This window comes from Cupriavidus sp. H18C2, assembly GCF_049393795.1.
Classification (GTDB): Bacteria; Pseudomonadota; Gammaproteobacteria; order Burkholderiales; family Burkholderiaceae; genus Cupriavidus; species Cupriavidus pauculus_C.
In genome coordinates this window covers 938,912-965,907 of record NZ_CP186010.1, presented here as the reverse complement: position 1 = coordinate 965,907, position 26,996 = coordinate 938,912, and the positions used below count along the sequence as shown (strand labels likewise).

At 64.7% G+C, this 26,996-nt stretch carries 25 protein-coding genes; all 25 read right to left on the bottom strand.

Annotated features, from left to right (window positions below):
- Nucleotides 1-5: 5 nt before the first annotated feature.
- Nucleotides 6-1,259, bottom strand: coding sequence for an urea ABC transporter substrate-binding protein (gene urtA / locus EPAKOI_RS04625; RefSeq protein ID WP_124684849.1), 1,254 nt, complete (start codon nt 1,257-1,259; stop codon nt 6-8).
- 310 nt (nt 1,260-1,569) lie between these two features.
- Nucleotides 1,570-1,920, bottom strand: coding sequence for a cytochrome o ubiquinol oxidase subunit IV (cyoD, locus tag EPAKOI_RS04620; protein WP_124684850.1), 351 nt, complete (start codon nt 1,918-1,920; stop codon nt 1,570-1,572).
- Nucleotides 1,921-2,565: a cytochrome o ubiquinol oxidase subunit III gene (gene cyoC / locus EPAKOI_RS04615; protein WP_124684851.1), complete on the bottom strand. Its 645-nt coding sequence runs from the start codon at nt 2,563-2,565 to the stop codon at nt 1,921-1,923.
- Nucleotides 2,566-2,570: 5 nt separating this feature from the next.
- Nucleotides 2,571-4,544, bottom strand: coding sequence for a cytochrome o ubiquinol oxidase subunit I (gene cyoB, locus EPAKOI_RS04610; protein WP_423193481.1), 1,974 nt, complete (start codon nt 4,542-4,544; stop codon nt 2,571-2,573).
- Nucleotides 4,545-4,552: 8 nt separating this feature from the next.
- Nucleotides 4,553-5,521: a ubiquinol oxidase subunit II gene (gene cyoA / locus EPAKOI_RS04605; RefSeq protein ID WP_124684852.1), complete on the bottom strand. Its 969-nt coding sequence runs from the start codon at nt 5,519-5,521 to the stop codon at nt 4,553-4,555.
- 594 nt (nt 5,522-6,115) lie between these two features.
- Nucleotides 6,116-6,589: a MaoC family dehydratase gene (locus tag EPAKOI_RS04600; RefSeq protein ID WP_124684853.1), complete on the bottom strand. Its 474-nt coding sequence runs from the start codon at nt 6,587-6,589 to the stop codon at nt 6,116-6,118.
- Nucleotides 6,590-6,690: 101 nt separating this feature from the next.
- Nucleotides 6,691-7,143: a MaoC family dehydratase gene (locus tag EPAKOI_RS04595; protein ID WP_423193080.1), complete on the bottom strand. Its 453-nt coding sequence runs from the start codon at nt 7,141-7,143 to the stop codon at nt 6,691-6,693.
- A gap of 64 nt (nt 7,144-7,207) precedes the next feature.
- The gene (locus tag EPAKOI_RS04590; RefSeq protein WP_423193079.1) at nt 7,208-8,326 is read right to left on the bottom strand and encodes an acyl-CoA dehydrogenase family protein; all 1,119 of its coding nucleotides are present in this window, start codon (nt 8,324-8,326) and stop codon (nt 7,208-7,210) included.
- 13 nt (nt 8,327-8,339) lie between these two features.
- Complete coding sequence (locus EPAKOI_RS04585; protein WP_313835823.1) at nt 8,340-9,542, bottom strand: acyl-CoA dehydrogenase family protein; 1,203 nt, start codon at nt 9,540-9,542, stop codon at nt 8,340-8,342.
- Between the two features lie 89 nt (nt 9,543-9,631).
- On the bottom strand, nt 9,632-10,096 hold the full coding sequence (locus EPAKOI_RS04580; RefSeq protein ID WP_423193078.1) for a DUF1178 family protein: 465 nt from the start codon (nt 10,094-10,096) through the stop codon (nt 9,632-9,634).
- A gap of 216 nt (nt 10,097-10,312) precedes the next feature.
- Nucleotides 10,313-11,293 carry a lipase secretion chaperone gene (locus EPAKOI_RS04575; protein ID WP_423193077.1) on the bottom strand — a complete coding sequence of 327 codons (981 nt, stop codon included), beginning with the start codon at nt 11,291-11,293 and terminating at the stop codon, nt 10,313-10,315.
- Entirely contained in the window at nt 11,290-12,261 is a 972-nt protein-coding gene (locus EPAKOI_RS04570; protein WP_423193076.1) for an esterase/lipase family protein, read from the bottom strand. Before EPAKOI_RS04570 ends, EPAKOI_RS04575 begins: the two co-directional genes overlap by 4 nt.
- A 155-nt stretch (nt 12,262-12,416) precedes the next feature.
- Nucleotides 12,417-13,052, bottom strand: a complete 636-nt coding sequence (locus tag EPAKOI_RS04565) for an NUDIX domain-containing protein (protein WP_423193075.1) — start codon at nt 13,050-13,052, stop codon at nt 12,417-12,419.
- Nucleotides 13,053-13,092: 40 nt separating this feature from the next.
- On the bottom strand, nt 13,093-13,401 hold the full coding sequence (locus EPAKOI_RS04560) for a DUF2818 family protein (protein ID WP_124684861.1): 309 nt from the start codon (nt 13,399-13,401) through the stop codon (nt 13,093-13,095).
- Nucleotides 13,402-13,418: 17 nt separating this feature from the next.
- A complete protein-coding gene (gene nuoN / locus EPAKOI_RS04555) occupies nt 13,419-14,894 on the bottom strand; it encodes an NADH-quinone oxidoreductase subunit NuoN (RefSeq protein ID WP_124684862.1) in 1,476 nt (491 codons plus the stop codon).
- Between the two features lie 18 nt (nt 14,895-14,912).
- On the bottom strand, nt 14,913-16,379 hold the full coding sequence (locus EPAKOI_RS04550) for an NADH-quinone oxidoreductase subunit M (protein WP_124684863.1): 1,467 nt from the start codon (nt 16,377-16,379) through the stop codon (nt 14,913-14,915).
- Between the two features lie 27 nt (nt 16,380-16,406).
- On the bottom strand, nt 16,407-18,494 hold the full coding sequence (gene nuoL, locus EPAKOI_RS04545) for an NADH-quinone oxidoreductase subunit L (RefSeq protein WP_124684864.1): 2,088 nt from the start codon (nt 18,492-18,494) through the stop codon (nt 16,407-16,409).
- A 59-nt stretch (nt 18,495-18,553) separates the two neighbouring features.
- Entirely contained in the window at nt 18,554-18,859 is a 306-nt protein-coding gene (gene nuoK, locus EPAKOI_RS04540) for an NADH-quinone oxidoreductase subunit NuoK (RefSeq protein ID WP_092138821.1), read from the bottom strand.
- 16 nt (nt 18,860-18,875) lie between these two features.
- Nucleotides 18,876-19,514 carry an NADH-quinone oxidoreductase subunit J gene (locus EPAKOI_RS04535; RefSeq protein ID WP_124684865.1) on the bottom strand — a complete coding sequence of 213 codons (639 nt, stop codon included), beginning with the start codon at nt 19,512-19,514 and terminating at the stop codon, nt 18,876-18,878.
- A gap of 165 nt (nt 19,515-19,679) precedes the next feature.
- Complete coding sequence (gene nuoI / locus EPAKOI_RS04530; RefSeq protein ID WP_124684866.1) at nt 19,680-20,171, bottom strand: NADH-quinone oxidoreductase subunit NuoI; 492 nt, start codon at nt 20,169-20,171, stop codon at nt 19,680-19,682.
- A gap of 71 nt (nt 20,172-20,242) precedes the next feature.
- On the bottom strand, nt 20,243-21,307 hold the full coding sequence (gene nuoH, locus EPAKOI_RS04525; RefSeq protein WP_124684867.1) for an NADH-quinone oxidoreductase subunit NuoH: 1,065 nt from the start codon (nt 21,305-21,307) through the stop codon (nt 20,243-20,245).
- Between the two features lie 18 nt (nt 21,308-21,325).
- The gene (gene nuoG, locus EPAKOI_RS04520; protein WP_423193074.1) at nt 21,326-23,698 is read right to left on the bottom strand and encodes an NADH-quinone oxidoreductase subunit NuoG; all 2,373 of its coding nucleotides are present in this window, start codon (nt 23,696-23,698) and stop codon (nt 21,326-21,328) included.
- Between the two features lie 13 nt (nt 23,699-23,711).
- Nucleotides 23,712-25,007: an NADH-quinone oxidoreductase subunit NuoF gene (gene nuoF / locus EPAKOI_RS04515; RefSeq protein WP_313835799.1), complete on the bottom strand. Its 1,296-nt coding sequence runs from the start codon at nt 25,005-25,007 to the stop codon at nt 23,712-23,714.
- 1 nt (nt 25,008) lies between these two features.
- Complete coding sequence (gene nuoE, locus EPAKOI_RS04510; RefSeq protein WP_061957852.1) at nt 25,009-25,509, bottom strand: NADH-quinone oxidoreductase subunit NuoE; 501 nt, start codon at nt 25,507-25,509, stop codon at nt 25,009-25,011.
- Nucleotides 25,510-25,736: 227 nt separating this feature from the next.
- Nucleotides 25,737-26,990, bottom strand: coding sequence for an NADH-quinone oxidoreductase subunit D (locus tag EPAKOI_RS04505; protein ID WP_124684870.1), 1,254 nt, complete (start codon nt 26,988-26,990; stop codon nt 25,737-25,739).
- Nucleotides 26,991-26,996 lie beyond the last annotated feature (6 nt).

Below are 26,996 nucleotides of genomic sequence, written 5' to 3'. Positions count from 1 at the left end.
CCGGCTTAGTTGACCTTGTCGGCCTTGCCTTCGTTGCCGGCGATGAACGGGCTCCACGGCTGGGCGCGGACCGGCTTGGCCGTCTTCCACACCACGTTGAACTGGCCGTCGCCCTTCACCTCGCCGATCATCACGGGCTTGTAGAGGTGGTGGTTGTCACCCATGGTCAGCGTGAAGCCGTCCGGGGCCTTGAAGGTCTGGCCGTACATGGCGGCGCGCACCTTGTCCACGTCGGTGGTGCCGGCCTTCTTGACGGCCTGGGCCCACATGTGGATGCCCACGTAGGTGGCTTCCATCGGGTCGTTGGTCACGCGCTTGTCGCCGCCGGGCAGGTTATTGGCCTTGACCCATGCCGCCCACTGCTTCTTGAACGCATCGTTCTGCGGGTTCTTGACCGACATGAAGTAGTTCCACGCGGCCAGGTGGCCCACCAGCGGCTTGGTGTCGATGCCGCGCAGTTCTTCCTCGCCCACGGAGAACGCCACCACCGGCACGTCCTTGGCCTTCAGGCCGGCGTTGCCCAGTTCCTTGTAGAACGGCACGTTGGAGTCGCCGTTGATCGTGGAGATCACGGCGGTCTTGCCGCCCTGCGAGAACTTCTTGATGTTGGCGACGATGGTCTGGTAGTCGCTGTGGCCGAACGGGGTGTAGACCTCCTCGATGTCCTTGTCGGCCACGCCCTTGCTCTTCAGGAACGCGCGCAGGATCTTGTTGGTGGTGCGCGGGTAGACGTAGTCGGTGCCCAGCAGGAAGAAGCGCTTGGCGCCGCCGCCTTCCTTGCTCATCAGGTATTCCACCGCCGGGATGGCCTGCTGGTTCGGCGCGGCGCCCGTGTAGAACACGTTCTTGGACATTTCCTCGCCCTCGTACTGCACCGGGTAGAACAGCAGCGAGTTCAGTTCCTCGTAGACCGGCAGCACGGACTTGCGCGACACCGACGTCCAGCAGCCGAACGTGACCGCGACCTTGTCCTTGGTGACGAGCTGGCGGGCCTTCTCGGCGAACAGCGGCCAGTTCGAGGCGGGGTCCACCACCACGGGCTCAAGCTTGCGGCCCAGCAGGCCGCCGCTCTTGTTGATCTCGTCGATCGTCATGAGCGCCACGTCCTTCAGCGACGTCTCGGAAATGGCCATCGTGCCGGACAGCGAGTGCAGGATGCCGACCTTGATCGGCTCCTTGGTCTGCGCCATCAGCGGGCTGGTACCGATCATCGCCGCGGCGGCCACCGCCGACAGCTTCAGCATGTCACGTCGTTTCATTGCAGCTCCCAGTTTGTCGTGTTTGGTAGGGACTACGCACCCCGGGTGATGCTTCTGCAACTAGCGTGCCATCGGGCGCATCGCCCGCAAACCGTTGCCAGGCATCGGCGACGCGACAAATCGGCGGAAAGGGAATCGCGACGCACCAGGACAGTGCGCGTGCCGCGCGGGGCAGGCGGCAGGAGGATGCACCGATGCCGTGCATCGATGCGGCACGGTGCAGGACCGTGCGCCGCCGGTGCATGGCGCACCGCGGGCAATAAAAAACGGGACCCGAAGGCCCCGTTTCGTCAGATACCGGCGATGGCGGTTACTTGCTCATCCACGGCATCATGTTCGCGTTCATGTTGTGCATGATCCAGAGCGAACCGGCCAGCACGATGAACAAGATCAGGACCGTGAACAGCAGCGCCATCACGTTCCACTTCTGGCCGTCGGAGCCGTCCAGGTGCAAGAAGTACTTCAGGTGGACGACGATCTGCACGACGGCCATGCCCAGGATGATCCAGAGCGTGGTGGCGCGGTCCATCGAGCCGTCCATCACGATCTTGAACGGGATCACGGTCAGGATCACGGCCAGCACGAAGCCGATGACGTACGACTTGACGCTGCTGTGGCCGTGCGACGCGCCGTGGGCGCTCGTAGCGTGTTGCTGTGCCATTTACATTGCTCCCATCAGGTAGACGACCGTGAACACGCCGATCCAGACCACGTCCAGGAAGTGCCAGAACAGGCTGAGGCAGTTCAGGCGCTTGGCCACCACCGGCGTCAGGCCCTTCTTCGACAACTGGTACATCAGCACCAGCATCCACACCATGCCGCTTGCCACGTGCAGGCCGTGCGTGCCGACCAGCGTGAAGAACGACGACAGGAACGCGCTGCGGCTGGGGCCGGCGCCTTCGTGGATCAGGTGGGCGAACTCGTTGATTTCCATCGCCATGAAGCCCGCGCCAAGCAGGAACGTCACGGCCAGCCAGAACATCACGCGACCACGCTGCTGGTTCTGCATCGACACCATGGCAAAGCCGTAGGTGATCGACGAGAACAGCAGGATGGCGGTTTCCACGAGCACGTAGTTGAGCTCGAACAGCTCCTTGCCCGACGGGCCGCCCGCCACTTCGCCGCGCAGGACGGCGAACGCGGCGAACAGGCACGCGAACAGGATGCAGTCGCTCATCAGGTACAGCCAGAACCCGAAGATCGTGTTCTCGCTGGTGTCGTGATGCGCGTGGTCGTGCGCCTCGTCGTGCGAGTGCGCATGCGCGGGGGCTTGCGCCCCGAAGCGGTCAAGAACTTCTGTCGACATGGTTATCAGCCCTGGGCAGCCACACGCTGCTGGTAGCGGGTTTCGATCTGCTCGACCTCGGCGGCCGGCACGTAGTAGTCGATGTGGTCATCGTTGGCGCGGCGGATGAACGCCACGACCATGCCGACCAGGCCCACGGCGGCCAGCCACCAGATGTGCCAGGTCAGCGCGAAGCCCAGCGCCAGGCTCCAGGCACCCATGTAGAAGCCGGCTGCCGTGTTCTTCGGCATGTGGATCTGCTCGAAGCCGCTGGTCGGCATCTTCTCGCCACGGGCCTTCATGTCGGCAAACGCGTCCAGGTCACGCACCACCGGGGTGTGCGCAAAGTTGTAGAACGCGGGCGGCGACGACGTGGCCCATTCCAGCGTGCGGCCACCCCACGGGTCGCCGGTCACGTCGGCCAGCTTCTTGCGGTCGCGGATCGACACGACGATCTGCAGCACCTGGAAGCCGATGCCCATCGCCACGAACACCACGCCCACCACGGCCAGGTGCAGCCACGGCGTCCATTCCGGGTTGTCGGTATGGTTCAGGCGGCGGGTCATGCCCATCAGGCCCAGCACGTACAGCGGCATGAACGCGAAGTAGAAGCCCACCAGCCAGCACCAGAAGGCGCACTTGCCCAGGCGCTCGTTCAACTTGAAGCCGAACGCCTTCGGCCACCAGTAGGTGACGCCGGCCAGGTAGCCGAACAGCACGCCGCCGATGATCACGTTGTGGAAGTGGGCAATCAGGAACAGCGAGTTGTGCAGCACGAAGTCGGCTGCCGGCACGGCCATCAGCACGCCGGTCATGCCGCCGATCACGAACGTGATCATGAAGCCCAGCGTCCACAGCACCGGCGACGTGAACTGCACGCGGCCACGGTACATCGTGAACAGCCAGTTGAAGATCTTCACGCCCGTCGGGATCGAGATGATCATCGTCGTGATGCCGAAGAACGCGTTGACGTTGGCACCGGAGCCCATCGTGAAGAAGTGGTGCAGCCACACGATGAACGACAGGACCATGATCGCGGCCGTGGCGTAGACCATGCCCTTGTAGCCGAACAGCTTCTTGCCCGAGAACGTCGAGATGATTTCCGAGAAGATGCCGAAGGCCGGCAGGATCAGGATGTACACCTCGGGGTGGCCCCAGATCCAGATCAGGTTCACGTACATCATGGCGTTACCGCCGCCATCGTTCGTGAAGAAGTGCATGTCGAAGTAGCGGTCCAGGCCCAGCAGCGCCAGCGACACGGTCAGCACCGGGAAGGCGGCCACGATCAGCACGTTGGTGCACAGGGCCGTCCAGGTGAACACCGGCATGCGCATCAGCGTCATGCCCGGGGCGCGCATCTTCAGGATCGTCACCAGGAAGTTCACGCCGGTAAGCAGCGTGCCCAACCCTGAAATCTGCAGCGACCAGAGGTAGTAGTCCACCCCCACGCCAGGGCTGTAGTCCAGGCCCGACAGCGGCGGGTAGGCCAGCCAGCCGGTGCGCGCGAACTCGCCAACGCCCAGCGACACGTTCACCAGCATCGCGCCGGCCACGAACAGCCAGAAGCTCAGCGTGTTCAGGAACGGGAATGCCACGTCGCGCGCGCCAATCTGCAGCGGCACCACGAGGTTCATCAAGCCCGTCATCAGCGGCATGGCCACGCAGAAGATCATGATCACGCCGTGGGCCGTGAACACCTGGTCGTAGTGCTCGGGCGGCAGGAAGCCGGTGGCACCGTTGGTGGCCACGGCAAGCTGGGTACGCATCATGATGGCGTCGGCAAAGCCGCGCAGCAGCATGATCAGCGCCACCAGCGAGTACATCACGCCGATGCGCTTGTGGTCGACCGAGGTAATCCACTCGGTCCACAGGTAGTCCCACTTCTTGAAATACGTGATCGCACCGAGCAGCGCCAGCCCGCCAAGGGCCACGCAGCTCAGCGTGATCATGATGATCGGCTCATGAAACGGAATCGCCGACAAACTCAATTTGCCAAACATCATTGCTCCTAGATTTGCGCGCCCACGGCCGGGGTGGCCGGCGTGGTCAGGGACACACGCTCTTCGCCGAGCGTGTTACGCGACGTGCAGACCGGACCGCCATCGAAACCTTCGCGGGCGATTGCACGGCCGTCGTGCCCCATGTACTGATGCAGGATGCCGGTGAACAGGTTGTCCTCGACCTTGCCGAAGTACGTCACCGGTTCTGCCTCGCTCGGCTTGGCCAGGACCTTGTAGTCCGCGGCGGCGAGCTGCTTGCTGGACGCGCGCACCTGCTCCACCCACTTGTCGAACTCGAAGTTCGACATGGCGATGGTCTTGAACTTCATGCCCGAGAAGCCGCCGCCGCTGTAGTTGGCGGACATGCCGTCGTACGTGCCGGCTTCATTGGCGATGAGGTGCAGCTTGGTCTCCATCCCGGCCATGGCGTACACCTGGCTGCCCAGTTGCGGGATGAAGAACGAATTCATGATCGAATCCGACGTGATCTTGAAGTTCACCGGCGTGTTCACCGGCAGCGCCAGCTGATTGACCGTGGCGATCTTCAGTTCGGGATAGATGAACAGCCATTTCCAGTTCATCGCCACGGCTTCCACCTGCACGGGCTTGACGCTGGATTCCAGCGGCTTGTACGGATCGAGGTCGTGGGAAGACTTCCACGTGATGATGCCCAGCGCGATGATGATCAGGCACGGGATCAGCCAGACCACCACTTCGATCTTCGTCGAGTGCGACCAGTCGGGGTCGTAGGTGGCCGACGTGTTGCTGGCGCGGTACTTCCACGCGAACACGAGCGTCAGGATGATGACTGGCACGACGACCAGCAGCATCAGCCAGGTGGCGATCAGGATGATGCCCTTGATGTCCACGCCGACCTGCCCTTTCGGGTTCATCAGCGCAAAGTCGCAGCCGGCCAGCAGGAGCAGGCCAAGGCAAGGCAGGTACCGCATCAGGCGCGGCATTGTTGGTGTCTTCATGTCACGACGGTCTGGTTGCGCCACGCCTGTGCACAAGCGAGGCACTGCCGCCTGCTGCACGGGGCAACGGGCTGGCTGGGCTGGGGAAAACCGGGGACGTGTCCTAAGCTGGCGCGTGCGGAAAATGGGGCGTGCAAGCGCCGGCGGACCATGCGGCCGGGCAACGCCATGAGCGCGGCTGGACAGCAACTGACGACTGCGTGCGCGAAACGCGGGGGGGGCGCCAAGCGTGCGCTGAGGTAACCGACTGCCTACTGCGATCGGTCCCGGTTCGGAGCAGCCACCGGGACAAGCGTTGTGCAACGATGCCTACGCGGTATCCGCCTGCATTTGACCGCCTCGCCAGCGCAGCGAGAACGGTCTCCGAGCGGATATCGCATTACCTAAAACATCGTTGGCCGCGAATGTACCGCAACGCAACATTGCGGGTAAACCCAAACACAACGGAAACACTGTTCTTTTAATCGGACAATGTTTCAGCTGTCGCACAAAGGAAACAGATCACGTCATGAAGCGATGGACGAAGCGAATCTGCTGGACAAAAGAAAGGGGCCGCGTTCTAGCGGCCCCGCTGGCGCTGCGCTGACGGCGCGCTCAGGAGTAGCGGCGGGTGATCGATTCTGCCACGCAGACCGGCCGGTCGCTGCCTTCCCGCTCGACCGTGACCTCCCAGGTGGACTGCGCCCCAACCAGCCCGTTGGGCGCCGGGTCCAGCCGCTCCACCTTGAGCAGTTTCACGCGCGCGCGCAGGCGGCTGCCCACCGGCACCGGGGCGGTGAATCGCACCCGGTTCAGGCCATAGTTGACGCCCATCTTGACGCCTTCCATGTGGATGGCGCTGTGCATGAACTGCGGCAGCAGCGACAGCGTCAGGAAGCCGTGCGCCACCGGGGCGCCGAACGGCGACTCGCGCCGGGCCCGCTCGACGTCCACGTGGATCCACTGGTGGTCGCCGGTCGCCTCGGCGAACAGGTTCACCTGCTGCTGGGTGATCTCGAACCAGTCGCTGACGGCCACTTCCTGGCCCTGGAGGGATTCCAGTTCTTCCAGCGATGCGATGGTGCGCATATGCGTTGTCTCCTGTCGTGCTGTGGTAGGTGCTGCTGTGGTGCTGTGTTCCTGTGGTGCTGTGTTCCTGTCGGCCGGATGCCCTGCTGCCGGCCGGTGCCTTACGCCGGGCGCCGCTTGTACATGCCCATGCCCTTGACCGTGCAGACCACCTCGCCCTTCTGGTTCGTGCCGACCCACTGGGTCATCACCACGCCCCGGTCGGGCTTGGAGCTGGACGGCCGGGCGTCCAGGATCTTCAGCGACGCGGTCAGCGTGTCGCCGGCATAGACCGGCTTGATCCAGCGGACTTCGTCCACGCCGGGCGAGCCCATGCTGGTGGAACGGTCGCCCATCGACTGTACCAGCAGCCGCATGATGATGCCGCAGGTCATCCAGCCGCTGGAGATCAGCCCGCCGTAGATGCTCTGCTCGGCGGCGGCCTTGTCGATGTGGAACGGCTGGGGGTCGTACTGCCTGGCGAACGTGACGATTTCCTCTTCGGTCACGTGGTAGCTGCCGAGCGGGATCTCGCTGCCGACGACGTAGTCTTCGAAATACATCTTGCTGGACATCGGGGGCTCCAAAGCAAAAAACCGCGCTCGGGGTGGCCGGCGCGGTTCGGGTCAATCGATGCGGTCAGGCGGCTTCCTGGAAGCCGGGCTGGCTGGCAAAGCGTCCCAGGTGGTGGTCCACGTCGCCGAAGGTCGTGTTGATCAGCGTCAGCCGCTTGAACATGTGCGCGGCCGGCAGTTCGTCGGTCACGCCCATGCCGCCGTGGATCTGCACCGCCTCCTGGCCGACCGAGCGGGCCGCCTGGCCCACGCGCGCCTTGGCGGCGGACACGTAGCGGCGGCGCTCCTCGTGCGACGCCTCCTCGAAGCGCGCCGCGGCCAGCAGCGTGATCGAGCGCGACTGCTCGGCATGGATGAACATCTCGACCATGCGGTGCTGCAGCGCCTGGAAGCGGGCGATGGGCACGCCAAACTGCTGGCGCGTCTTGGCGTATTCGAGCGTGGCGGCGTTTAGCGTATCCATCACGCCAACGGCCTCGGCGCAGAGCAGCACGGCGGCGTAGTCGGCCGTGGCCTCCAGCACGTCCCAGCCCTTGCCTTCGGCGCCCAGCAGCGTGGCGGGGGCGTCGGTGAACGTCACGTCGGCCGCGCGCAGGTTGTCGATCGTGCGGTAGTCCTTGACGCTGACGCCCGCGCCCTGCGTGTCGACCAGGAACAGCGATATGCCATCGCGGTCAGACTGGCCGCCGGCCGTACGGGCCGACACCACCAGCTTGTCAGCCTGCGCGCCGTGGATCACCACGACCTTGCGGCCGTTGAGCTTGCCGCCCTTGGCCGTCACGGTCACGTTGTTCAGCTCGTAGCGCGCCTGCGGCTCGTTGAACGCCGTGGCCAGCTTCAGTTCGCCGCCGGCCACCTGTTCCAGCAGCGCGTCCTGCCCGCCGGCCAGCTTCAGTGCCTGCATGGCCACCACGGTGGCAAAGTACGGCTCGACCACCAGGCCACGGCCCAGTTGTTCCTGCACCACCATCATGTCGACGGCCGTGCCCGAGAACCCGCCCTGCGCCTCCGGTACCGGCAGTGCCGTCAGGCCCAGTTCCACCAGGGCGCCCCAGGCCTGCTCGCCAAAGCCGGCATCGGTCTTGATGTTCTTCTTGCGCGATTCGAAGTCGTAGCTTTTCTCGACGAAGCGGCGGATGGCATCGGACAGTTGCTTCTGTTCGTCGCTGAGATTGAAGTTCATGTCGCGTGTCTCCTCACAGCCCCAGAATCATCTGGCTGATGATGTTCTTTTGGATTTCGTTGGAACCACCGTAGATCGACGTCTTGCGGTAGTTGAAGTAGTACGCGGCCAGCGGTGCGGCGTCGTCGTAGCCGGTCACGGCGTGCTCGGTCTCGCACTCCAGGTACGGCGTGTCGAACGGCTGCGCGTACGGGCCCACGGCCTCTACCATCAGTTCGGTGAGCATCTGCTGGATCTCGGTGCCCTTGATCTTGAGCATCGATGCCTCGGGGCCGGGGCCCTTGCCGGCCGCCTCGCTCGACACCACGCGCAACACGGTGATCTCCAGCGCCATCAGCTCGATCTCCAGCGCGGCCACCTTGGCGCCGAACACCGGGTCCTCCAGCAGCGGCTTGCCGTTCTTCTGCTGCTGGCGCGCCACGCGCTTCAGGAAGCCCAGCTCGCGCTTGGACGCGCCCACGCGGGCAATGCCGGTCCGCTCGTGGCCCAGCAGGTACTTGGCGTAGGTCCAGCCGCGGTTTTCCTCGCCAACGCGGTTTTCCACCGGCACCTTCACGTTGTCGAAGAAGACCTCGTTCACCTCGTGCTCTTCGTCGAGCATGATGATCGGCCGCACGGTGATGCCCGGCGTCTTCATGTCGATCAGCAGGAACGAGATGCCTTCCTGCTTCTTGGCTTCCGGATCGGTGCGCACCAGGCAGAAGATCATGTCGGCGTGCTGGCCCAGCGTGGTCCACGTCTTCTGGCCGTTCACGATGTAGTGCTTGCCGTCCGTCGTCAGTTCGGCGCGCGTTTTCAGCGACGCCAGGTCGGAACCCGAGCCCGGCTCGGAATAGCCCTGGCACCACCAGTCGGTGCAGTCGAGGATACGCGGCAGGTAGTACGACTTCTGCTCGGCATTGCCGTACTTCATGATCACCGGCGCCACCATGGCCACGCCGAACGGCAGCACGCCGGGCGCGCCGACGCGGGCGTTTTCCTCGTCCCAGATATGGCGCTGCGTGGCGTTCCAGCCCGTGCCGCCGAATTCCACCGGCCAGTGCGGCGCCGACCAGCCCTTGCCGGCCAGCGTCTTGTGCCAGCGCACGAGGTCGTCGCGGTTGGGACGGCGGTGATTGAGAACCTTGTCGCGGATATCCGCCGGCAGGTTGGCTTCGAGCCAGCTACGCACTTCCTGACGGAAGGCGTTGTCGGCCGCCGAGTAGTTGAGATCCATGCCCGTCTCCATTGGTGGTGCCGGCGGGCGCCGGCCGATTGTTTTCCCTGCGCATCGCTGCGCGGAAAAACCGGGCACAGGATGCTTGTTCAGTGGGCCGTCTGCTTCAAGGCGTCCGGCACGATGAGCGGAAAGGTGTCGATGCCCTCTTCGGCCAGCGCCTGCACGTCCTCGGGGGTGGCCGAACCGCGGATGCCGCGTTCGGGCGCCTCCTCGTAATGCATGCGCCGCGCTTCCTCGACGAAGCGCTCGCCCACGTCCTCGGTCTGCGCCAGCACCTGCCGCACGGCCTTCAGGTAGCGCGCCTGCAGCGCCTGCATCAGCTGCTGCGCCTCGGCGTTGCCTGGTTCCGCGCGGGCCTGCATCGGCGCCGGCCTGGCGGTGGCACCCGAAAGATTCAGGCGCGGCGCGCTGGGCAGGCGGCTGACCGCATGGTCGCCACAGACCGGGCATTGGACGAGGTTGCGTGACATCTGCGACTGCGCGTCTTCCGCCGAGGCAAACCAGCCCTCGAATCGATGGTCTTGCGCACAGCGCAGGTCGAGCACCTTCATGATCTTTCCAGCCCGTCGGGCAATGTTAGCCGTGAATCGAAATTTTGTGAACGGTCGTGCTAATTTTTTTCGGACCGTTTTCCACCTGGCAGGATACGCGCAAAACACAATCGCCGTGGCGGCGTAGCCAGGCTGCGCCGGACCGAGGGAAAACCCCGACCGGCGGGGAAGCAAGCTTACAGGATTGGCGTCGGATTTGACGGCGCCCGGCGGATGCTATGGGGCGCGGGGTGCCGGGGGCGGTTGCCCGTCGAGCATCGCGGCGCGTGCCGCGTCCCGGGCATCGGGAAAGTGCCGCGTCCGGATGGCGTCCGACTGGCGGCGGACTTCGTCGGCATCGAGCCCACCGTGGCTGGCAACCGCGGCCACGTCGGCGCGGTAGCTCGCGTACTTGGCGGCCCATGCGGCATCGGCGCGACGCTGGGCGTCGAACCGTTGCACGGCGTCCTCGCCGACATTGGCGCGCAGGAATTCGCGCAATGCCTCGGGGCTCGCCCCCTTGGCGCGAAGGTCCTGCAACTGCTGGGTCAGCGCCTGCGCCCGGGGCACCGGTGCCGGCTCCGGGGCGCCCTGCCCCGACCGTAGCCGGGCGAGCAACTGTTGCTCGCGATCTTCCTCGTCGCCGTACCAGAGCCGCGCAACATTGGCACCCAGATGCTCCCGCCGCAGATCGGATCGCTTGCGCAGGAATTCCGCGATGCGCGGCAGCTCGGCGGTATCGGCCAGGTTGGCATTGCGGGCAAATCCATACGTCCGCAGCATGGCGTCGTGAGCGTCCATGTAGGACACGAAACGTCTGGCCAGGTCCAGCGCCTCGTTGCGCGCGACCGGTGCGGCGGCGCCCAGCGTCTTGTTGATGTGGGCAGTCAACAGGGCAATCTGGCGCTCCCGGTTGGCCCTGGGCGCGCTGGCCAGGAAGTATTCGAACAGGTCCCGGGTCTGGCGCGTGACGCGCAACCGTCCCTTCGCATCGGTGTGGAGCCCATCCGGGGCAACGGTGTCATCGCGCGCCGCTTCGGCACCGGGATCGGGGACGTTGCCGGCCGCCTCGATCCTTGCCGGCACCCCGACACCGGCGCCTGTCGAGGGTGCGGCGTCGCCACGCGTGATCTCATCGGCACGGTAGAACGCCGCGATGGCGATGGCTGCGGCAAGCCCTACCGCACCGGCCGCCCATCTCAGCCCGGACCGATTCACAGGCCGGCCAGCTTCAGGCGGTTGGCGTGCTGCCGGATCACGGCCACGGGATCCGCCGACCAGAGCCCCCGCAGCCCGAGGATCTGGTTCACTTCATCGAAGTGGTTCCAGTCGTAGATGCCGAGCTCCTTGCCGAACCGGGCGCTGCACACCGAGACGAACCCGTCGTGGCTGCCGCCATTGCGCGACTCGATCAGCAGGCCCACCGGCACGAACACGAGGTCCGACGGGTCCAACACGTTGGTGGCGGACGCATTGCCGGTCCAGGAATACAGCAACTGGGTCTCGCCGTTGCGAACGTCCACCTCGGCGGTGGGCCCGGTGCAATCTGCGGGCAGGCCGGCGCTGGGATACATGGCGTTGTAGGCGGCGGAGCCCTCGGTCGACAGTTGCTGCTGCAACGCTGCCGCATCCTGCGGTAGCGGCTGACCCGACGTCACCCCAATGGCGTATCCCATCAGGTTCAATGCCGCGATGAGCGCCAGTTGGACAGGCACGGGCTGCTCGCCCGTGAAGTCGAACAGTTCCATGCCCTTGTGCGGCGTGCCAATGGTCGTCACGGAGGCCACGTTTTCTGGCAGTACCGTGGCCGCATAGCGCGAACTCAGCCCACCCATGCTGTGGCCGATGAGGTTGAACCGGCTGGGGCCGTTGACCACCATGAAATCCTGCATCCACTGGACGAGCTGCCCGCCGCGCCGGTCAGGCCCTTCGCCGTTCACGGCACTGAGGTGCACCACGAAGACTTCCGCGCCGTGGCTGCGCAGGTCGTCCGGAATGCCGTAGAAGTAGTCGGCCAGCCCGAGATACTGCGAAGTGCCGAGCCCGCCGTGGACCAGGATGATCGGCGCGTCGGTTTGCGCGTAGTCGGAGGGCTGGGCACGTGCCGATGCCGGCACCACCAGAACGAGCATGGCAACGGCAAGCGCGACCAGCCGGGCAATCTGGGAAACGGTCCGGATCAGCATAGGGGGCTCCTTGGATGCGCCGCGCCGACGGCGGCGGCGCGCACCGGTCTGCAGGCATTGCACCCGCAGGCCATCCCTATGCTAGGAACATAAAATTCCTGTTTCAACGTGACACTGCCCGGACAGCAACTGTCACGACCGAAGCCGGCAACCAGTCAGTCGGCCGCGCGCTTCGCCGGGAACGGCGGCTCGGACTGCTCGCCCGGCTGCCATGTGCCCGAGACGATCTTTTCGAGCCAGAACGCGCCGATGATCGTCTTGACGTCGGTGATGCGGCCCTGGCGCACCCAGTCGATCACCTGCCCCACCGGCGTGATAAAGGTTTCCAGGAATTCGCCGTCATCGAGCTTCGACGCGCCGGCCGTCAGGTCGCGGGCCAGGAACAGGTCGATGAACTCGGTCGAGTAGGAAATCACGGGATGGATGCGCGTCAGGTAGTCCCATCGCTTGGCGGTGTAACCGGTCTCCTCCAGCAGCTCGCGCTCGCCGCAGCGCTGCGCGCCCTCTTGCGGATCGAGCTTGCCGGCCGGGAATTCGAGCATGACCTCGCCCACCGGATAGCGGAACTGGCGCTCCATCAGCACGGTGCCGTCGTCGAACAGCGGAATCATCATGACCGCGCCCGGGTGCAGCACGTACTCGCGCCCGGTCTGCTTGCCGTCGGGCAGCCGCACGATGTCCTGCTTGAGCGTAAGGAACTTGCCGCGGTGGAGGGTCGCCGAGGCAACCGGCGTTTCGCGGAGATGAGTGTCCGCGTCGTCGGACGCGGGTACGGAAGTCTTGTCGGTCATGAACGCTCCGGGGGTGGCACGGGCCGGAGCAGGCAAGCCCTCAGGCCGTGCGATGTTTGACCAGGTATTGCCAGGTGAAGCCCGGGAAGGCGAACACCAGCATCATGCAGGCCGTGATGGCGTAGAACTGCCAGCCCTGCGGGAACACGTTGCCAAGGCCCGATTCCACCGCAAAGCCGGCGGCGCCAGCCACCGCGTACCAGACGACGAGTTCCACCAGGCGCAGCCACAGCGGCTTGCGGGCCCACCTGAGCCCCACCGCCGCGAACAGGCGCTGGTTGACGAACGGCAGGTTGGCACATACCAGTGCCAGCAGAATGACAAACCAACCGCCCGCCGAGGAACTCATCGCGCCACCTTGTTACGTTACGACGCCAGCGTCGCGCGGATGGCCTGGTAGCACAGGTTCATCAGCGCGGCCGGGAAGATACCCAGCAGGATCACCGCCAGGCCGTTCAGGCTCAGCACCGAGCGCAGGCCCGCTGACGCTTCCAGCGGCTCTTCGCCAGCCGGGGCATCGAAGTACATCAGCTTGACGATGCGCAGGTAGTAGAACGCGCCGATCAGCGAGAACACCACGGCCAGGATGGCCAGCCAGCTCATGCCGGCCTTCACCACGGCCGACAGCACGGCCAGCTTGGCGTAGAAGCCGACGGTCGGCGGGATGCCGGCCATCGAGAACATCATCACCAGCATCAGGAAGGCGAACCACGGATGGCGGCGCGACATGCCCTTCAGGTCGTCCAGCGTCTCGGCTTCGAAGCCCTTGCGCGTGCGGATCAGGATCAGGCCGAACGTGCCGAGCGTGGTCAGCATGTACGTGATCGAGTAGAACATCGACGCGCTGTACGCATTGGCGGCACCATCGGCCTTGCTGGCCACCACGCCGGACAGCATGCCCAGCAGGATGAAGCCCATGTGCGAGATCGTCGAGTACGCCAGCATCCGCTTCAGGTTGGTCTGGACGATGGCGGTCAGGTTGCCGATCACCAGCGACACGATCGACAGGCCCACCAGCATCACCTGCCAGTCCGACGCCAGCGGCAGCAGCCCTTCCACCAGCAGGCGCATGATCAGCGCGAATGCGGCAACCTTCGGGCCGGCTGCGATCAGCAGCGTCACCGCGGTCGGCGAACCCTGGTAGATGTCCGGGATCCACATGTGGAACGGAGCGGCGCCCAGCTTGAACGACACGCCGGCCACGATGAACACCACGCCAAAGGCCAGCATCGTCGTGTTGACGCGGCCCGACTCCACCACGCGGAAGACTTCGCCCAGGTTCAGCGAACCGGTGGCGCCGTACATCATCGACATGCCGTACAGCAGGAAGCCCGACGCCAGCGCGCCCAGCACGAAGTACTTGATGGCCGATTCCGACGTCACGCGCGAATCGCGGCGCAGCGCCACCAGCGCGTACGACGACAGCGACAGCAGTTCCAGGCCCAGGTACAGGGTCAGGAAGTTGTTGCCGGTGATCATCACAAGCTGGCCGCCCAGCGTGAACAGCGCGAGCATGTAGAACTCGCCCGCGTTCATGTCCCGGTTGCCCAGGTAGGTGCGCGTGTAGATCAGCGTCAGGAACATGCCCAGCGCGCAGAACGCCGACAGCACGTTGGCCATCGGGTCGATGACCACCAGGTTGGCGAACGCGTAGTGCGTCTGGCCGTTGGCCGCATCGATCGCGAACCAGACGGTCAGGACCAGCGTGGTCAGCAGCGAGAGCGGGTAGGCCACGCTGGTGCGGCCCTTGCCGCGCGCGAGGTCGATCCAGTTGATCGCCGCAATGGCGATCGCCAGGAAGATGATTGGCGCCACCGGGGCCAGGCTAGAGGACGATTGCATGATATTTCTCTCCCCCGCTTACAGCTTGGACTGTGCCACGTGGGACAGCAGGTTCACCACCGAGGCGTGCATCACGTCGGTGAAGGGTTTCGGGTACAGGCCCATGTACAGCGTCAGGATGGCCAGCAGGCCGAACATCAGGAATTCCCGCTTGTTCAGGTCCACCAGTTCGCGCACGTGCTGGTGCACGATCTCGCCGAAGATCACGCGCTTGACCATCCACAGCGAGTAAGCCGCGCCCAGGATCAGGGCGGTGGCGGCCAGCAGGCCGATCCAGAAGTTGAACTTGACCGACGCCAGGATGACCATGAACTCGCCGACGAAGCCCGACGTGGCCGGCAGGCCGCAGTTGGCCATGGCGAAGAACACCGAGAACGCGGCGAACTTCGGCATCACGTTCACCACGCCGCCGTAGTCGGCAATCTGGCGCGAGTGCACACGGTCGTACAGCACGCCGATGCCCAGGAACATCGCGCCCGACACGAAGCCGTGCGAGATCATCTGGATGATGCCGCCCTCGACGCCGAGGTCATTGAAGATGAAGAAGCCCAGCGTGACGAAACCCATGTGGGCGATCGACGAATACGCCACCAGCTTCTTCATGTCGGACTGCACCAGCGCCACGAGGCCGATGTAGATCACCGCGACCAGCGAGATCGTGATGATGAACGGAGCCATGTAGTGGCTGGCGTCCGGCGCGATCGGCAGCGAGAAACGCAGGAAACCGTAGGCGCCCAGCTTCAGCATGATCGCGGCCAGCACCACAGAGCCGCCGGTCGGCGCTTCCACGTGGGCGTCCGGCAGCCAGGTGTGCACCGGCCACATCGGCACCTTCACGGCGAACGCCATGAAGAACGCCACAAAGATCGCGATCTGCTCTTCGAACGTCAGCTTGGCCTGGTGCCACGACTGGATGTCGAAGGTACCGGTCTTGTTGTACAGGTACAGCAGCGCAACCAGCGTCAGCAGCGAGCCCAGCAGCGTGTAGAGGAAGAACTTGAACGCGGCGTACACGCGGTTCGGGCCGCCCCAGACGCCGATGATGATGTACATCGGGATCAGCGTGGCCTCGAAGAACACGTAGAACAGCATGCCGTCCAGCGCGCAGAACACGCCGACCATCAGGCCCGACAGGATCAGGAACGCCGCCATGTACTCGGCCACGCGCTCGGTGATCACTTCCCAGGCCGAGATCACGACGATCACGGTGATGAACGCGGTCAGCACCACGAACCACATCGAGATGCCATCGACGCCCAGGTGGTAGGCGATGTTGAAGCGCTCGATCCACGGCGCCTGTACGACGAACTGCATGGCAGCCGTCGACGTATCGAAATGGAAGACCAGCGGCAGCGTCACGACGAAGCTGGCGATGGCGCCGAACAGCGACATCCAGCGCACGAAGCCCTTGCTGTTGTCGGAGCCGAACATCAATACCAGCAGGCCGAAGAAGATAGGCAGCCAGATTGCGAGAGACAGAACCATTTGTTTGTTTTCCTTACTCGGTGCCTATCACTTGGTGCCTATCACGCCAGTGATCGTCAGCGTCAAAAGCACCAGCATGCCGATGATCATCGCGAAAGCGTAATGGTAGATGTAGCCGGACTGCAGGTAGCGGCTGGCCGCGGCGAACGACGCCACCACGCGGGCCGAACCGTTGACGAACAGGCCGTCGATGAAGCTCTGGTCGCCGCCCTTCCACAGGCCCGTACCCAGCATGCGCGCACCGCGGGCGAACACCGCCTGGTTGATCGCATCCATGTAGTACTTGTTGTCCAGCAGCTTGTAGAGGCCCGAGAAGCGTTGCTTGATGGCTTCGGGGATGTCCGGGCGCTTCATGTAGAAGAACCACGACAGCACCACGCCCGCGATGGCCAGCCACAGCACCGGCGTCGTCAGCGAGTGGATCGCCATCGGCACCCAGCCGTGGAACGCTTGCTTCAGCTCTTCCATGGCGTGGTGGTTCTCGCCGACGAAGATCACGTCCTTGAAGGCCAGGCCATGCTTGAAGAAGTCGCCAAACAGCATCGGCTCGATGGCGATGGCGCCGATCACGACCGACGGGATCGCCAGCAGCACCAGCGGCAGCGTCACCACCCACGGCGACTCGTGCGGCTTCTGGCCCGGCGCCAGGCCGTGATGATGCTCGTCGTGGCCGTCTTCCTCTTCGTGATGGTCGTCATGGTGGTCGTGCGCATGGGCCTTGCCGAAGCGCTCTTCACCGTGGAACACCAGGAAGTACATGCGGAACGAATAGAACGCGGTCACGAACACGCCGGCCAGTACCGCGAAGTACGCGAAGCCCGAACCGGCCAGGTGCGACTCGGCCACGGCCTCGATGATCGAGTCCTTCGAATAGAAGCCCGAGAAGAACGGCGTGCCGATCAGCGCCAGCGAACCCACCAGCGACGTGATCCACGTGATCGGCATGTACTTGCGCAGGCCGCCCATGTTGCGGATGTCCTGGTCGTGGTGCATGCCGATGATGACCGAGCCGGCACCCAGGAACAGCAGCGCCTTGAAGAACGCGTGCGTCATCAGGTGGAACACGGCCACCGAGTAGGCCGAAGCGCCCAGCGCCACGGTCATGTAGCCGAGCTGCGACAGCGTGGAATAGGCCACCACGCGCTTGATGTCGTTCTGGATGATGCCCAGGAAGCCCATGAACAGCGCGGTGATCGCGCCGATGACCAGCACGAACGACAGCGCGGTGTCCGACAGCTCGAACAGCGGCGACATGCGCGACACCATGAAGATGCCGGCGGTCACCATCGTGGCCGCGTGGATCAGCGCCGAGATCGGGGTCGGGCCTTCCATCGAGTCAGGCAGCCACACGTGCAGCGGGAACTGCGCCGACTTGCCCATCGCGCCGATGAACAGGCAGATGCACGCCACGGTGATCATCAGCCAGTCGGTGCCCGGGAAGATCACGGTTGCCAGTTGCTCGCGCTGCGCGAACACGTCGGTGTAGTTCATGCTGCCGCTGTAGGCCAGCAGCAGGCCGATACCGAGGATGAAGCCGAAGTCGCCGACGCGGTTGACCAGGAACGCCTTCAGGTTCGCGAAGATCGCGGTCGGGCGCGTGTACCAGAAGCCGATCAGCAGGTACGACACCAGGCCCACGGCTTCCCAGCCGAAGAACAGCTGCAGGAAGTTGTTGCTCATCACCAGCATCAGCATCGAGAAGGTGAAAAGCGAGATGTAGGCGAAGAAGCGGTTGTAGCCGGGGTCCCCTTCCATGTAGCCGACGGTGTAGATATGCACCATCAGCGACACGAAGGTCACCACGACCATCATCATCGCGGTCAGCGAATCGACCAGGAAGCCGACTTCCATCTTCAGCGAGCCGATGGCCATCCACTCGTACACGGTGCCGTTGTAGCCGGCGCCGTGCATCACGTCGAGCAGCACCATCACCGACAGGACGAACGACACGGCCACGCCGAGAATCGTCGCCGAATGGGCCACGATCCGGCCGCCGCGCGACTCCGAGGAAAACGTGCCGAAGAACTTGGTACCGAACAGACCGGCTATCGCGGCACCGGCGAGCGGTGCCAGCGCGATGGCCAGCAGCAGGTTGGGGTTGAGCGTGGTTGCCATAGGACGCTTATTGGTGTGCGGTCGGGATGCAGTCTTGGTTCATGTCGTGAGCGGTCATGTCAGCCCTTGAGGGTATCCATGTCGTCCACGTTGATCGTGTCCAGGTTACGGAACAGCACGACCAGGATTGCCAGACCGATTGCCGACTCGGCGGCGGCCACCGTAAGGATGAAGAAAACGAAAACCTGTCCGGCCAGGTCGCCCATGTAGTGCGAGAAGGCGACGAAATTGATGTTCACCGCAAGCAGCATCAGTTCCAGCGCCATCAGCAGCACGATGACGTTCTTGCGGTTCAGGAAGATGCCGACGATGCTGATCGCGAACAGGATGGCACCGAGGACGAGAAAATGGGCGAGAGACAACACAGCGGGTTCTCCGGGCTTAGTTCTTGTTGGCGGAGGCTGCGTCCGCTTGGGCCCGGCCCTCGGCCGGCATCTTCACCATGCGCACGCGCTCGTCGCGGCGCACGCGAAGCTGGGCGCCCACGTCCTGGGCCTTGACGTCCTTGCGGCGGCGCAGCGTCAGCGCCACGGCGGCGATGATCGCCACCAGCAGGATCACGCCCGCCACTTCGAAGGCGTACACGTAGTCCGTGTAGATCAGCTTGCCCAGAGCATGGGTGTTCGAGTAGTTGGGGTCCTGCGCGCCCGGCGGCAGCACCGCGTTGGTCGTGCCAATGAAGTTGCGCACGAGCACGATGGCCATTTCGGCGATGATCAGCGCACCGACGATCGACGCCATTGGCACGTAGGTCCAGAAGTCGCGGCGCAGGTGCTCGATGTCGATGTCGATCATCATCACCACGAACAGGAACAGCACCATCACGGCGCCCACGTAGACCAGCACCAGCAGGATGGCGAGGAACTCGGCCTTCAGGATCATCCAGATCGCCGCGGCGGTGAAGAACGCCAGGACGAGGAACAGTGCGGAGTGCACCGGGTTCTTTGCCGTGATGACTTTCAGTGCGGAAAGCACCAGCACCAGGGCAAAGGCATAGAAGATGGCTGTCGTGAGTTCCATGGTCCCTATCGGATCCTCTTTGAGCCGCGCTGCCGCAGGCTGCCCGGGGGCGGCCCGCCGCTGGCGCGGCATCCTTCTCTTGGTTGCGTGCCCCTGAGGGGCCACTTCAAATTCGTTGCCGGAAGCGCTGCACCGTGTGCCCCGCTTCCGTCCAGCTTGCTGCGCTCAGCGGTACTTCGCGTCGGCAGCCTTGGCCGCGGCAATCTGCGGCTCGTAGCGGTCGCCCACGGCCAGCAGCATGTCCTTGGTGAAGTACAGGTCGCCGCGCTTTTCGCCGTGGTATTCGAAGATGTGCGTCTCGACGATGGCGTCCACCGGGCAGGCTTCCTCGCAGAAGCCGCAGAAGATGCACTTGGTCAGGTCGATGTCGTAGCGCGTGGTGCGGCGCGTGCCGTCGTTACGCACGTCGGACTCGATCGTGATGGCCAGCGCCGGGCACACCGCCTCGCACAGCTTGCAGGCGATGCAGCGCTCTTCCCCGTTGGGGTAGCGGCGCAGCGCGTGCAGGCCGCGGAAACGCGGCGACATCGGCGTCTTCTCTTCGGGGAACTGGACGGTCACTTTCCGGGCGAAGAGATAACGGCCGGTCAGTGCCATGCCCTTGAAGAGTTCCTTCAGGAGCAGGCTGTTGAAGAAGTCCTTGATGGCGAGCAGCATGACGATTGCTTCCTAAGTATTTCCGCGCGGCGCGCCCTGCCCGTTCGGGCGGCGCGCCATCGCCTGGCCTCTCAGTGCCAGATGTTCCACGGCGACTTGATCCAGATCGCCACAATGATCAGCCACGCCACGGTCAGCGGAATGAAGATCTTCCAGCCCAGACGCATGATCTGGTCATAGCGGTAACGCGGGAACGAGGCGCGGATCCAGATGAACACCGACAGCAGCAGGAAAACCTTGATCACCAGCCAGAAGAAGCCCGGGATCGCGTTCGTGATGAAGCTGGAGAACGGCGGCGCCCAGCCTCCCAGGAACAGCAACGAGGTCATCGTCGAGATGATGATCATGTTGATGTACTCGGCCAGGAAGAACAGCGCGAACGTCATGCCCGAGTATTCGATCATGTGGCCGGCCACGATTTCCGATTCGCCTTCCACCACGTCGAACGGGTGGCGGTTCGTTTCCGCCACGCCCGAGATGAAGTACACGGCGAACATCGGCAGCAGCGGCAGCCAGTTCCACGACAGGATGTTGATGCCCTTGTCCGCGAAGTAGCCGACGTTCTGGCCGTTCACGATCGCCGACAGGTTCAGGCTGCCCGCCACCATCAGCACGGTGACCAGCGCGAAGCCCATGGCGATTTCGTACGACACCATCTGCGCGGCGGCACGCATGGCGCCGATGAACGCGTACTTCGAGTTCGAAGCCCAGCCTGCCAGGATCACGCCGTAGACGCCCACCGAGCTGATGGCCATCACGTACAGCAGGCCGGCGTTCACGTCCGCCATCACCACTTCGGGCTGGAACGGGATCACGGCCCACACGGCCACGGCCGGCATCAGCACCATCAGCGGCGCCACCAGGTACATGCCCTTGTTCACCTGCGACGGGAACATGACTTCCTTGAGCAGCAGCTTCAGCACGTCGGCAATCGGCTGCAGCAGGCCCAGCGGACCCACGCGGTTCGGGCCGATACGGACGTGCATCCAGCCGATCAGCTTGCGCTCCCACAGGATCAGGTAGGCCACGCACAGCAGCACCGGCACCACAATGACCACGGCACGGACCAGGATCCAGATCAGCGTCCAAGCGCTGCCGAAGATGGCCTGGCCTTGCGAGGTAATGAGATCGATCATGTTGCTATCTCGCTCTTCTTATACGGTGGCCGTCGCGGCGGCGTTCTGGCCGGCCGACAGGTCGATGGCTTTCTCAACGGTGACGTTGCCGAACAGCGGGCCCAGCGTCGCGGCGGCCACGGTGGCGGCAGGCACGCGCACGGCGTTGGCCGGCAGCGTCTTTTCCAGCGCCGCGGGCAGCACCACGCTGGCACCGTCCTGCGTCACGCGCACCGGATCGCCCGCCTGCACGCCGAGCTTGTCGAACAGCTCGGGCGACAGGCCCACCGTCATCGCGCGGCGCGCGGCGGCGGTCAGCTGCAGCGAATCGGCACGGCGCACGATCGGGTCGGCGTGATAGATCGGCACGTCGGCGATGCGCTCGATACCGCCGGCGGCAGCGGCCGTCACGCGGATCGGGGCATCGGTGGCGTTGTTCAGCTGCTCCGGCGCCAGCTTGACCAGCGCGGCATCGCGCACGGACTCGGCGGTGTCGAAGTCGAAGCCCGGCACGTCGAGCAGGTTGCCCAGCACGCGCAGCACCTTCCAGCCCGGACGCGATTCGCCCAGCGCACGGACCACGCCGTTGAAGCTCTGGGCACGGCCCTCGGCGTTCACGAACGTACCGGCGGTCTCGGTGAACGGCGTGATCGGCAGGATCACGTCGGCATACTGCATGGCCGCTTCCGAACGGAACGGCGACAGCACCACCACCGTACCGGCCTGCTGCAGCGCGGCCAGGGCCTTGCGCGCATCGGCGGTATCGAATTCGACTTCGGCGTTCAGCACGATGTAGGCCCGGCGCGGCGTGTCGAACATGGCCTGCGCGTTGGCGCCGCCTTGCTGCGGCAGCGCGCCGGCGATGTAGCCGCCGACCGTGTTGGCGGCTTCGGTCAGGAAGCCCAGCGTGGCGCCCGTTTCCGTGGCGATCCACTGTGCCAGCGCGTGCAGCGCCGAGAATTGCGGGTGGCGCACGGCCTCGTTGCCCAGGAACACGGCACGGCGCTCGCCCGACACCAGCGCGTCGGCCACGGCCTTGGCGGCATCGCCACCATCGAAGCCATCGGTGCCGGCCGGGGCGGCAACGCCCTTGGCGGCGGCCACGGCACGCGCCACACCGGCCAGTGCGGCGGTCCAGCCCGACGGGGCCACGTCGATACGGGCAGCCACCGGCATCAGCAGGTCTTCACCACCGGTGCCGATCACGGCCACGCGGGCACCCTTCTTGACAGCCTGGCGCAGGCGCGAAGCCAGCAGCGGCTGATCCTTGCGTAGCGAGGCACCGATCACCAGCGCCCGTTGCAGCGTGGTCACGTCGGCAATCGGCATGCCCAGCCACGGCGCACCCTTGAGGGCCGCCGAGAAATCGGTCTGGCGCAGGCGGAAGTCGACGTTGTCGCTGCCCAGGCCACGCACCAGGTTGCCCAGCAGGAACAGTTCTTCCAGCGTGCTGTGCGGGCTGGCGATGGCGGCGATCTGGTCGGCGCCATGCTCGCGCTTGATGCCGGCCAGGCCGTTCGCCACGTATTCCAGCGCGGTCTGCCAGTCGGTTTCGATCCACTGGCCGCCCTGCTTGAGCATCGGACGGGTCACGCGGTCGGCACTGTTCACGCCTTCGTACGAGAAGCGGTCCTTGTCCGAGATCCAGCACTCGTTGACGTCCTCGTTTTCCAGCGGCACCACGCGCATCACGCGCTGGTTCTTGGTCTGGACCACGATATTGGCGCCCACGCCGTCGTGCGGCGACACCGACTTACGGCGCGCCAGTTCCCACGTACGGGCCGAATAGCGGAACGGCTTGCTGGTCAGCGCGCCAACCGGGCACAGGTCGATCATGTTGCCGGACAGCTCCGAATCCACGGTCTGGCCGACGAACGTCGTGATTTCCGAGTGCTCGCCGCGGTTCAGCATGCCCAGCTCCATCACGCCGGCCACTTCCTGGCCAAAGCGCACGCAGCGGGTGCAGTGGATGCAGCGCGTCATCTCCTCCATGGAGATCAGCGGGCCCACGTTCTTGTGGAACACCACGCGCTTTTCTTCCTTGTAGCGCGACTCCGATGCACCGTAGCCCACCGCCAGATCCTGCAGCTGGCATTCGCCGCCCTGATCGCAGATCGGGCAGTCGAGCGGGTGGTTGATCAGCAGGAATTCCATCACGGACTTCTGGGCCTTGACGGCCTTTTCAGAGTTCGTGAAGACCTTCATGCCGGGCGTCACCGGGGTGGCGCAGGCGGGCAGCGCCTTGGGCGCCTTTTCCACTTCGACCAGGCACATGCGGCAGTTCGCCGCGATGGACAGTTTGCGGTGGTAGCAGAAGTGCGGGATGTAAGTGCCCAGCTTGCGGGCTGCTTCCATGACGAGGATGCCTTCCGCAACCTCCACCTTCTTGCCGTCGATCTCGAGTTCAACCATGTTCTGCCACGCTTCAGGAATGGGCCGGGACCATGCACTGCTTGTGTTCGACGTGATACTCGAACTCCTTCCAGTAGTGCTTGAGCATGCCGCGTACCGGCATCGCCGCGGCATCGCCGAGCGCGCAAATCGTGCGACCCATGATGTTTTCCGCGACGTTATTGAGCAGGTCCAGGTCTTCCTGGCGGCCTTCTCCGTGTTCAATACGATTCACCATGCGATAGAGCCAGCCGGTGCCTTCGCGGCACGGCGTGCACTGGCCGCACGATTCCTCAAAGTAGAAATACGACAGGCGCAGCAGCGACCGCACCATGCAGCGCGTCTCGTCCATGACGATCACGGCGCCCGAGCCCAGCATCGAGCCGGCCTTGGCGATCGAGTCGTAGTCCATGGTCGACGCCATCATCAGGTCCGCCGGCACCACCGGGGCCGACGAGCCGCCGGGGATCACCGCCTTGAGCGCCTTGCCGCCGCGCATGCCGCCCGCCAGCTCCAGCAGCGTGGAGAACGGCGTGCCCAGCGGGATTTCGTAGTTGCCCGGACGCTCGACGTCGCCCGATACCGAGAAGATCTTGGTGCCGCCGTTGTTCGGCTTGCCCATCTTCAGGTATTCCTCCGGGCCCACGGCCAGCAGGAACGGCACCGCGGCGAACGTCTCGGTGTTGTTGATCGTGGTCGGCTTGCCGTACAGGCCAAAGCTGGCCGGGAAAGGCGGCTTGAAGCGCGGCTGGCCCTTCTTGCCTTCCAGCGACTCCAGCAGCGCGGTTTCCTCGCCGCAAATGTAGGCGCCGTAGCCATGGTGCGCGTGGAGCTGGAAGCTGAAGCCCGAACCCAGGATGTTGTCACCCAGGAAACCGGCGCGGCGCGCTTCCTCCAGGGCTTCCTCGAAGATCTTGTACTCGTTCCAGATTTCGCCGTGGATGTAGTTGTACCCCACGGTGATGCCCATCGCGTACGCCCCGATGGCCATGCCTTCGATCAGCGCATGGGGGTTGTAGCGGATGATGTCGCGGTCCTTGAACGTGCCCGGCTCGCCTTCGTCCGTATTGCAGACCAGGTACTTCTGGCCCGGGAACGAACGCGGCATGAAGCTCCACTTCAGGCCGGTGGGAAAGCCCGCACCGCCGCGGCCACGCAGGCCCGACGCCTTGACGTCGGCAATCACCTGCTCGGGCGTTACCTTCTGCTCGAGGATGCGGCGCAGTTGCTGGTAGCCACCGCGCGCGACGTAGTCCTCGAGGTGCCAGTTCTTGCCGTCCAGGCCGGCCAGGATCAGCGGCTTGATGTGACGGTCGTGCAGAGAGGTCATGTTACTTGTCCCCCTTGGCGGCGGCTTCGGCCTTGAGCTCGTCGACCAGGGCGTCGAGCTTCTGGTCGCTCATGAAGCTGCACATGCGGGTGTTGTTGACGATCATCACCGGTGCATCGCCGCAGGCGCCCATGCACTCGCCTTCCTTCAGCGTGAAGCAGCCGTCGGCGGTGGTCTCGTTGTAGTCGATCCCGAGCTTGCGCTTCAGGTATTCACCGGCCCGCTCGCCGCCGGACAGCGCGCACGGCAGGTTGGTGCAGACGGTGAGCTTGTACTTGCCCACCGGCTTGGTGTCATACATGTTGTAGAACGTGGCCACCTCTTCCACCCACACGGGCGGCATTTCCAGGTAGCTGGCGACGAACTGCATGACTTCGGGGGAAACCCAGCCCACCTCGCCCTGTGCCACGGCGAGGGCCGCCATCACGGCCGACTGCTTCTGGTCGGCCGGATACTTCGCGATCGCGCGATCGATTTCCTTGAGAGCTTCTGCTGATAGCATGGTCATTGCAGTAATACGGCGGAGCCGTCGCGACTGTCGCGCGGCTCCACTGGTTTGCAGCCGTCGCTGCCATGTTCCGCCGGCCCGGAATGCTCCAGCGCATTCCTTGCCGGTCCGTCGCAGGCATCGCCTGCCGCCACCGTTACCGCCGGGGCCGGCCGAACACGCCCGGAAACGTCGTCCGGACAACGGCCTGTGACGGGATACCGCGTGCCTGCCGGTATCCCTTAGCGGTCGATCTCGCCGAACACGATGTCCTGCGTACCGATGATCGTGACCGCGTCCGCAATCATGTGGCCGCGGGCCATTTCGTCCAGCGCGGCCAGGTGGGCATACCCCGGGGCGCGGATCTTCAGGCGATACGGCTTGTTCGCCCCGTCCGAGATCGCGTAGATGCCGAACTCGCCCTTCGGGTGCTCCACCGCGGCATACGCCTCGCCCGGCGGCACGTGGATGCCTTCGGTGAAGAGCTTGAAGTGGTGGATCAGCTCTTCCATGTTCGACTTCATGTCCACGCGCGACGGCGGTGCCACCTTGTGGTTCTCGGTGATCACCGGGCCCGGGTTGCGGCGCAGCCAGTCGATGCACTGCTTGATGATGCGGTTCGACTGGCGCATTTCCTCCACCCGCACCAGGTAGCGCGAGTAGCAGTCGCCGGCCGTGCCCACCGGGATATCGAAGTCGAGCTGGTCGTACACCTCGTAGGGCTGCTTCTTGCGCAGGTCCCACTCGATGCCCGAGCCACGCAGCATCGGGCCGGTGAAGCCAAGCTGCAGGGCACGCTCCGGCGTGACCACGCCGATGTCCACAAGGCGCTGCTTCCAGATACGGTTATCGGTCAGCAGCGTCTCATATTCATCCACGTACGTCGGAAAACGGTTCGTGAAGTCCTCGATGAAGTCCAGCAGCGAGCCCGAACGGGCCTCGTTCATGACCTTGATGGCGCGCTCGTTGTGGATCTTCGACGCGCGATACTGCGGCATCGTGTCCGGCAGGTCGCGGTAGACGCCGCCCGGACGGTAGTACGCCGCGTGCATGCGCGCGCCGGACACCGCCTCGTACATGTCGAACATGTCCTCGCGCTCGCGGAACGCGTACAGGAACACGGCCATCGCCCCCACGTCCAGCGCGTGGGCGCCGATCCACATCAGGTGGTTCAGCAGGCGGGTGATCTCGTCGAACATCACGCGGATGTACTGCGCGCGGATCGGCACCTCGATGCCCAGCAGCCGCTCGATCGCCATCACGTAGGCGTGTTCGTTGGACATCATCGACACGTAGTCGAGACGGTCCATGTAGGGAACGCTCTGGATCCAGCTCTTCTGCTCGGCCAGCTTCTCGGTGGCGCGGTGCAGTAGGCCGATGTGGGGATCGGCACGCTGGATGACTTCGCCGTCCAGCTCCAGCACCAGGCGCAGCACGCCGTGGGCTGCCGGGTGTTGGGGACCGAAGTTGAGGGTGTAGTTCTTGATATCTGCCATGACGCC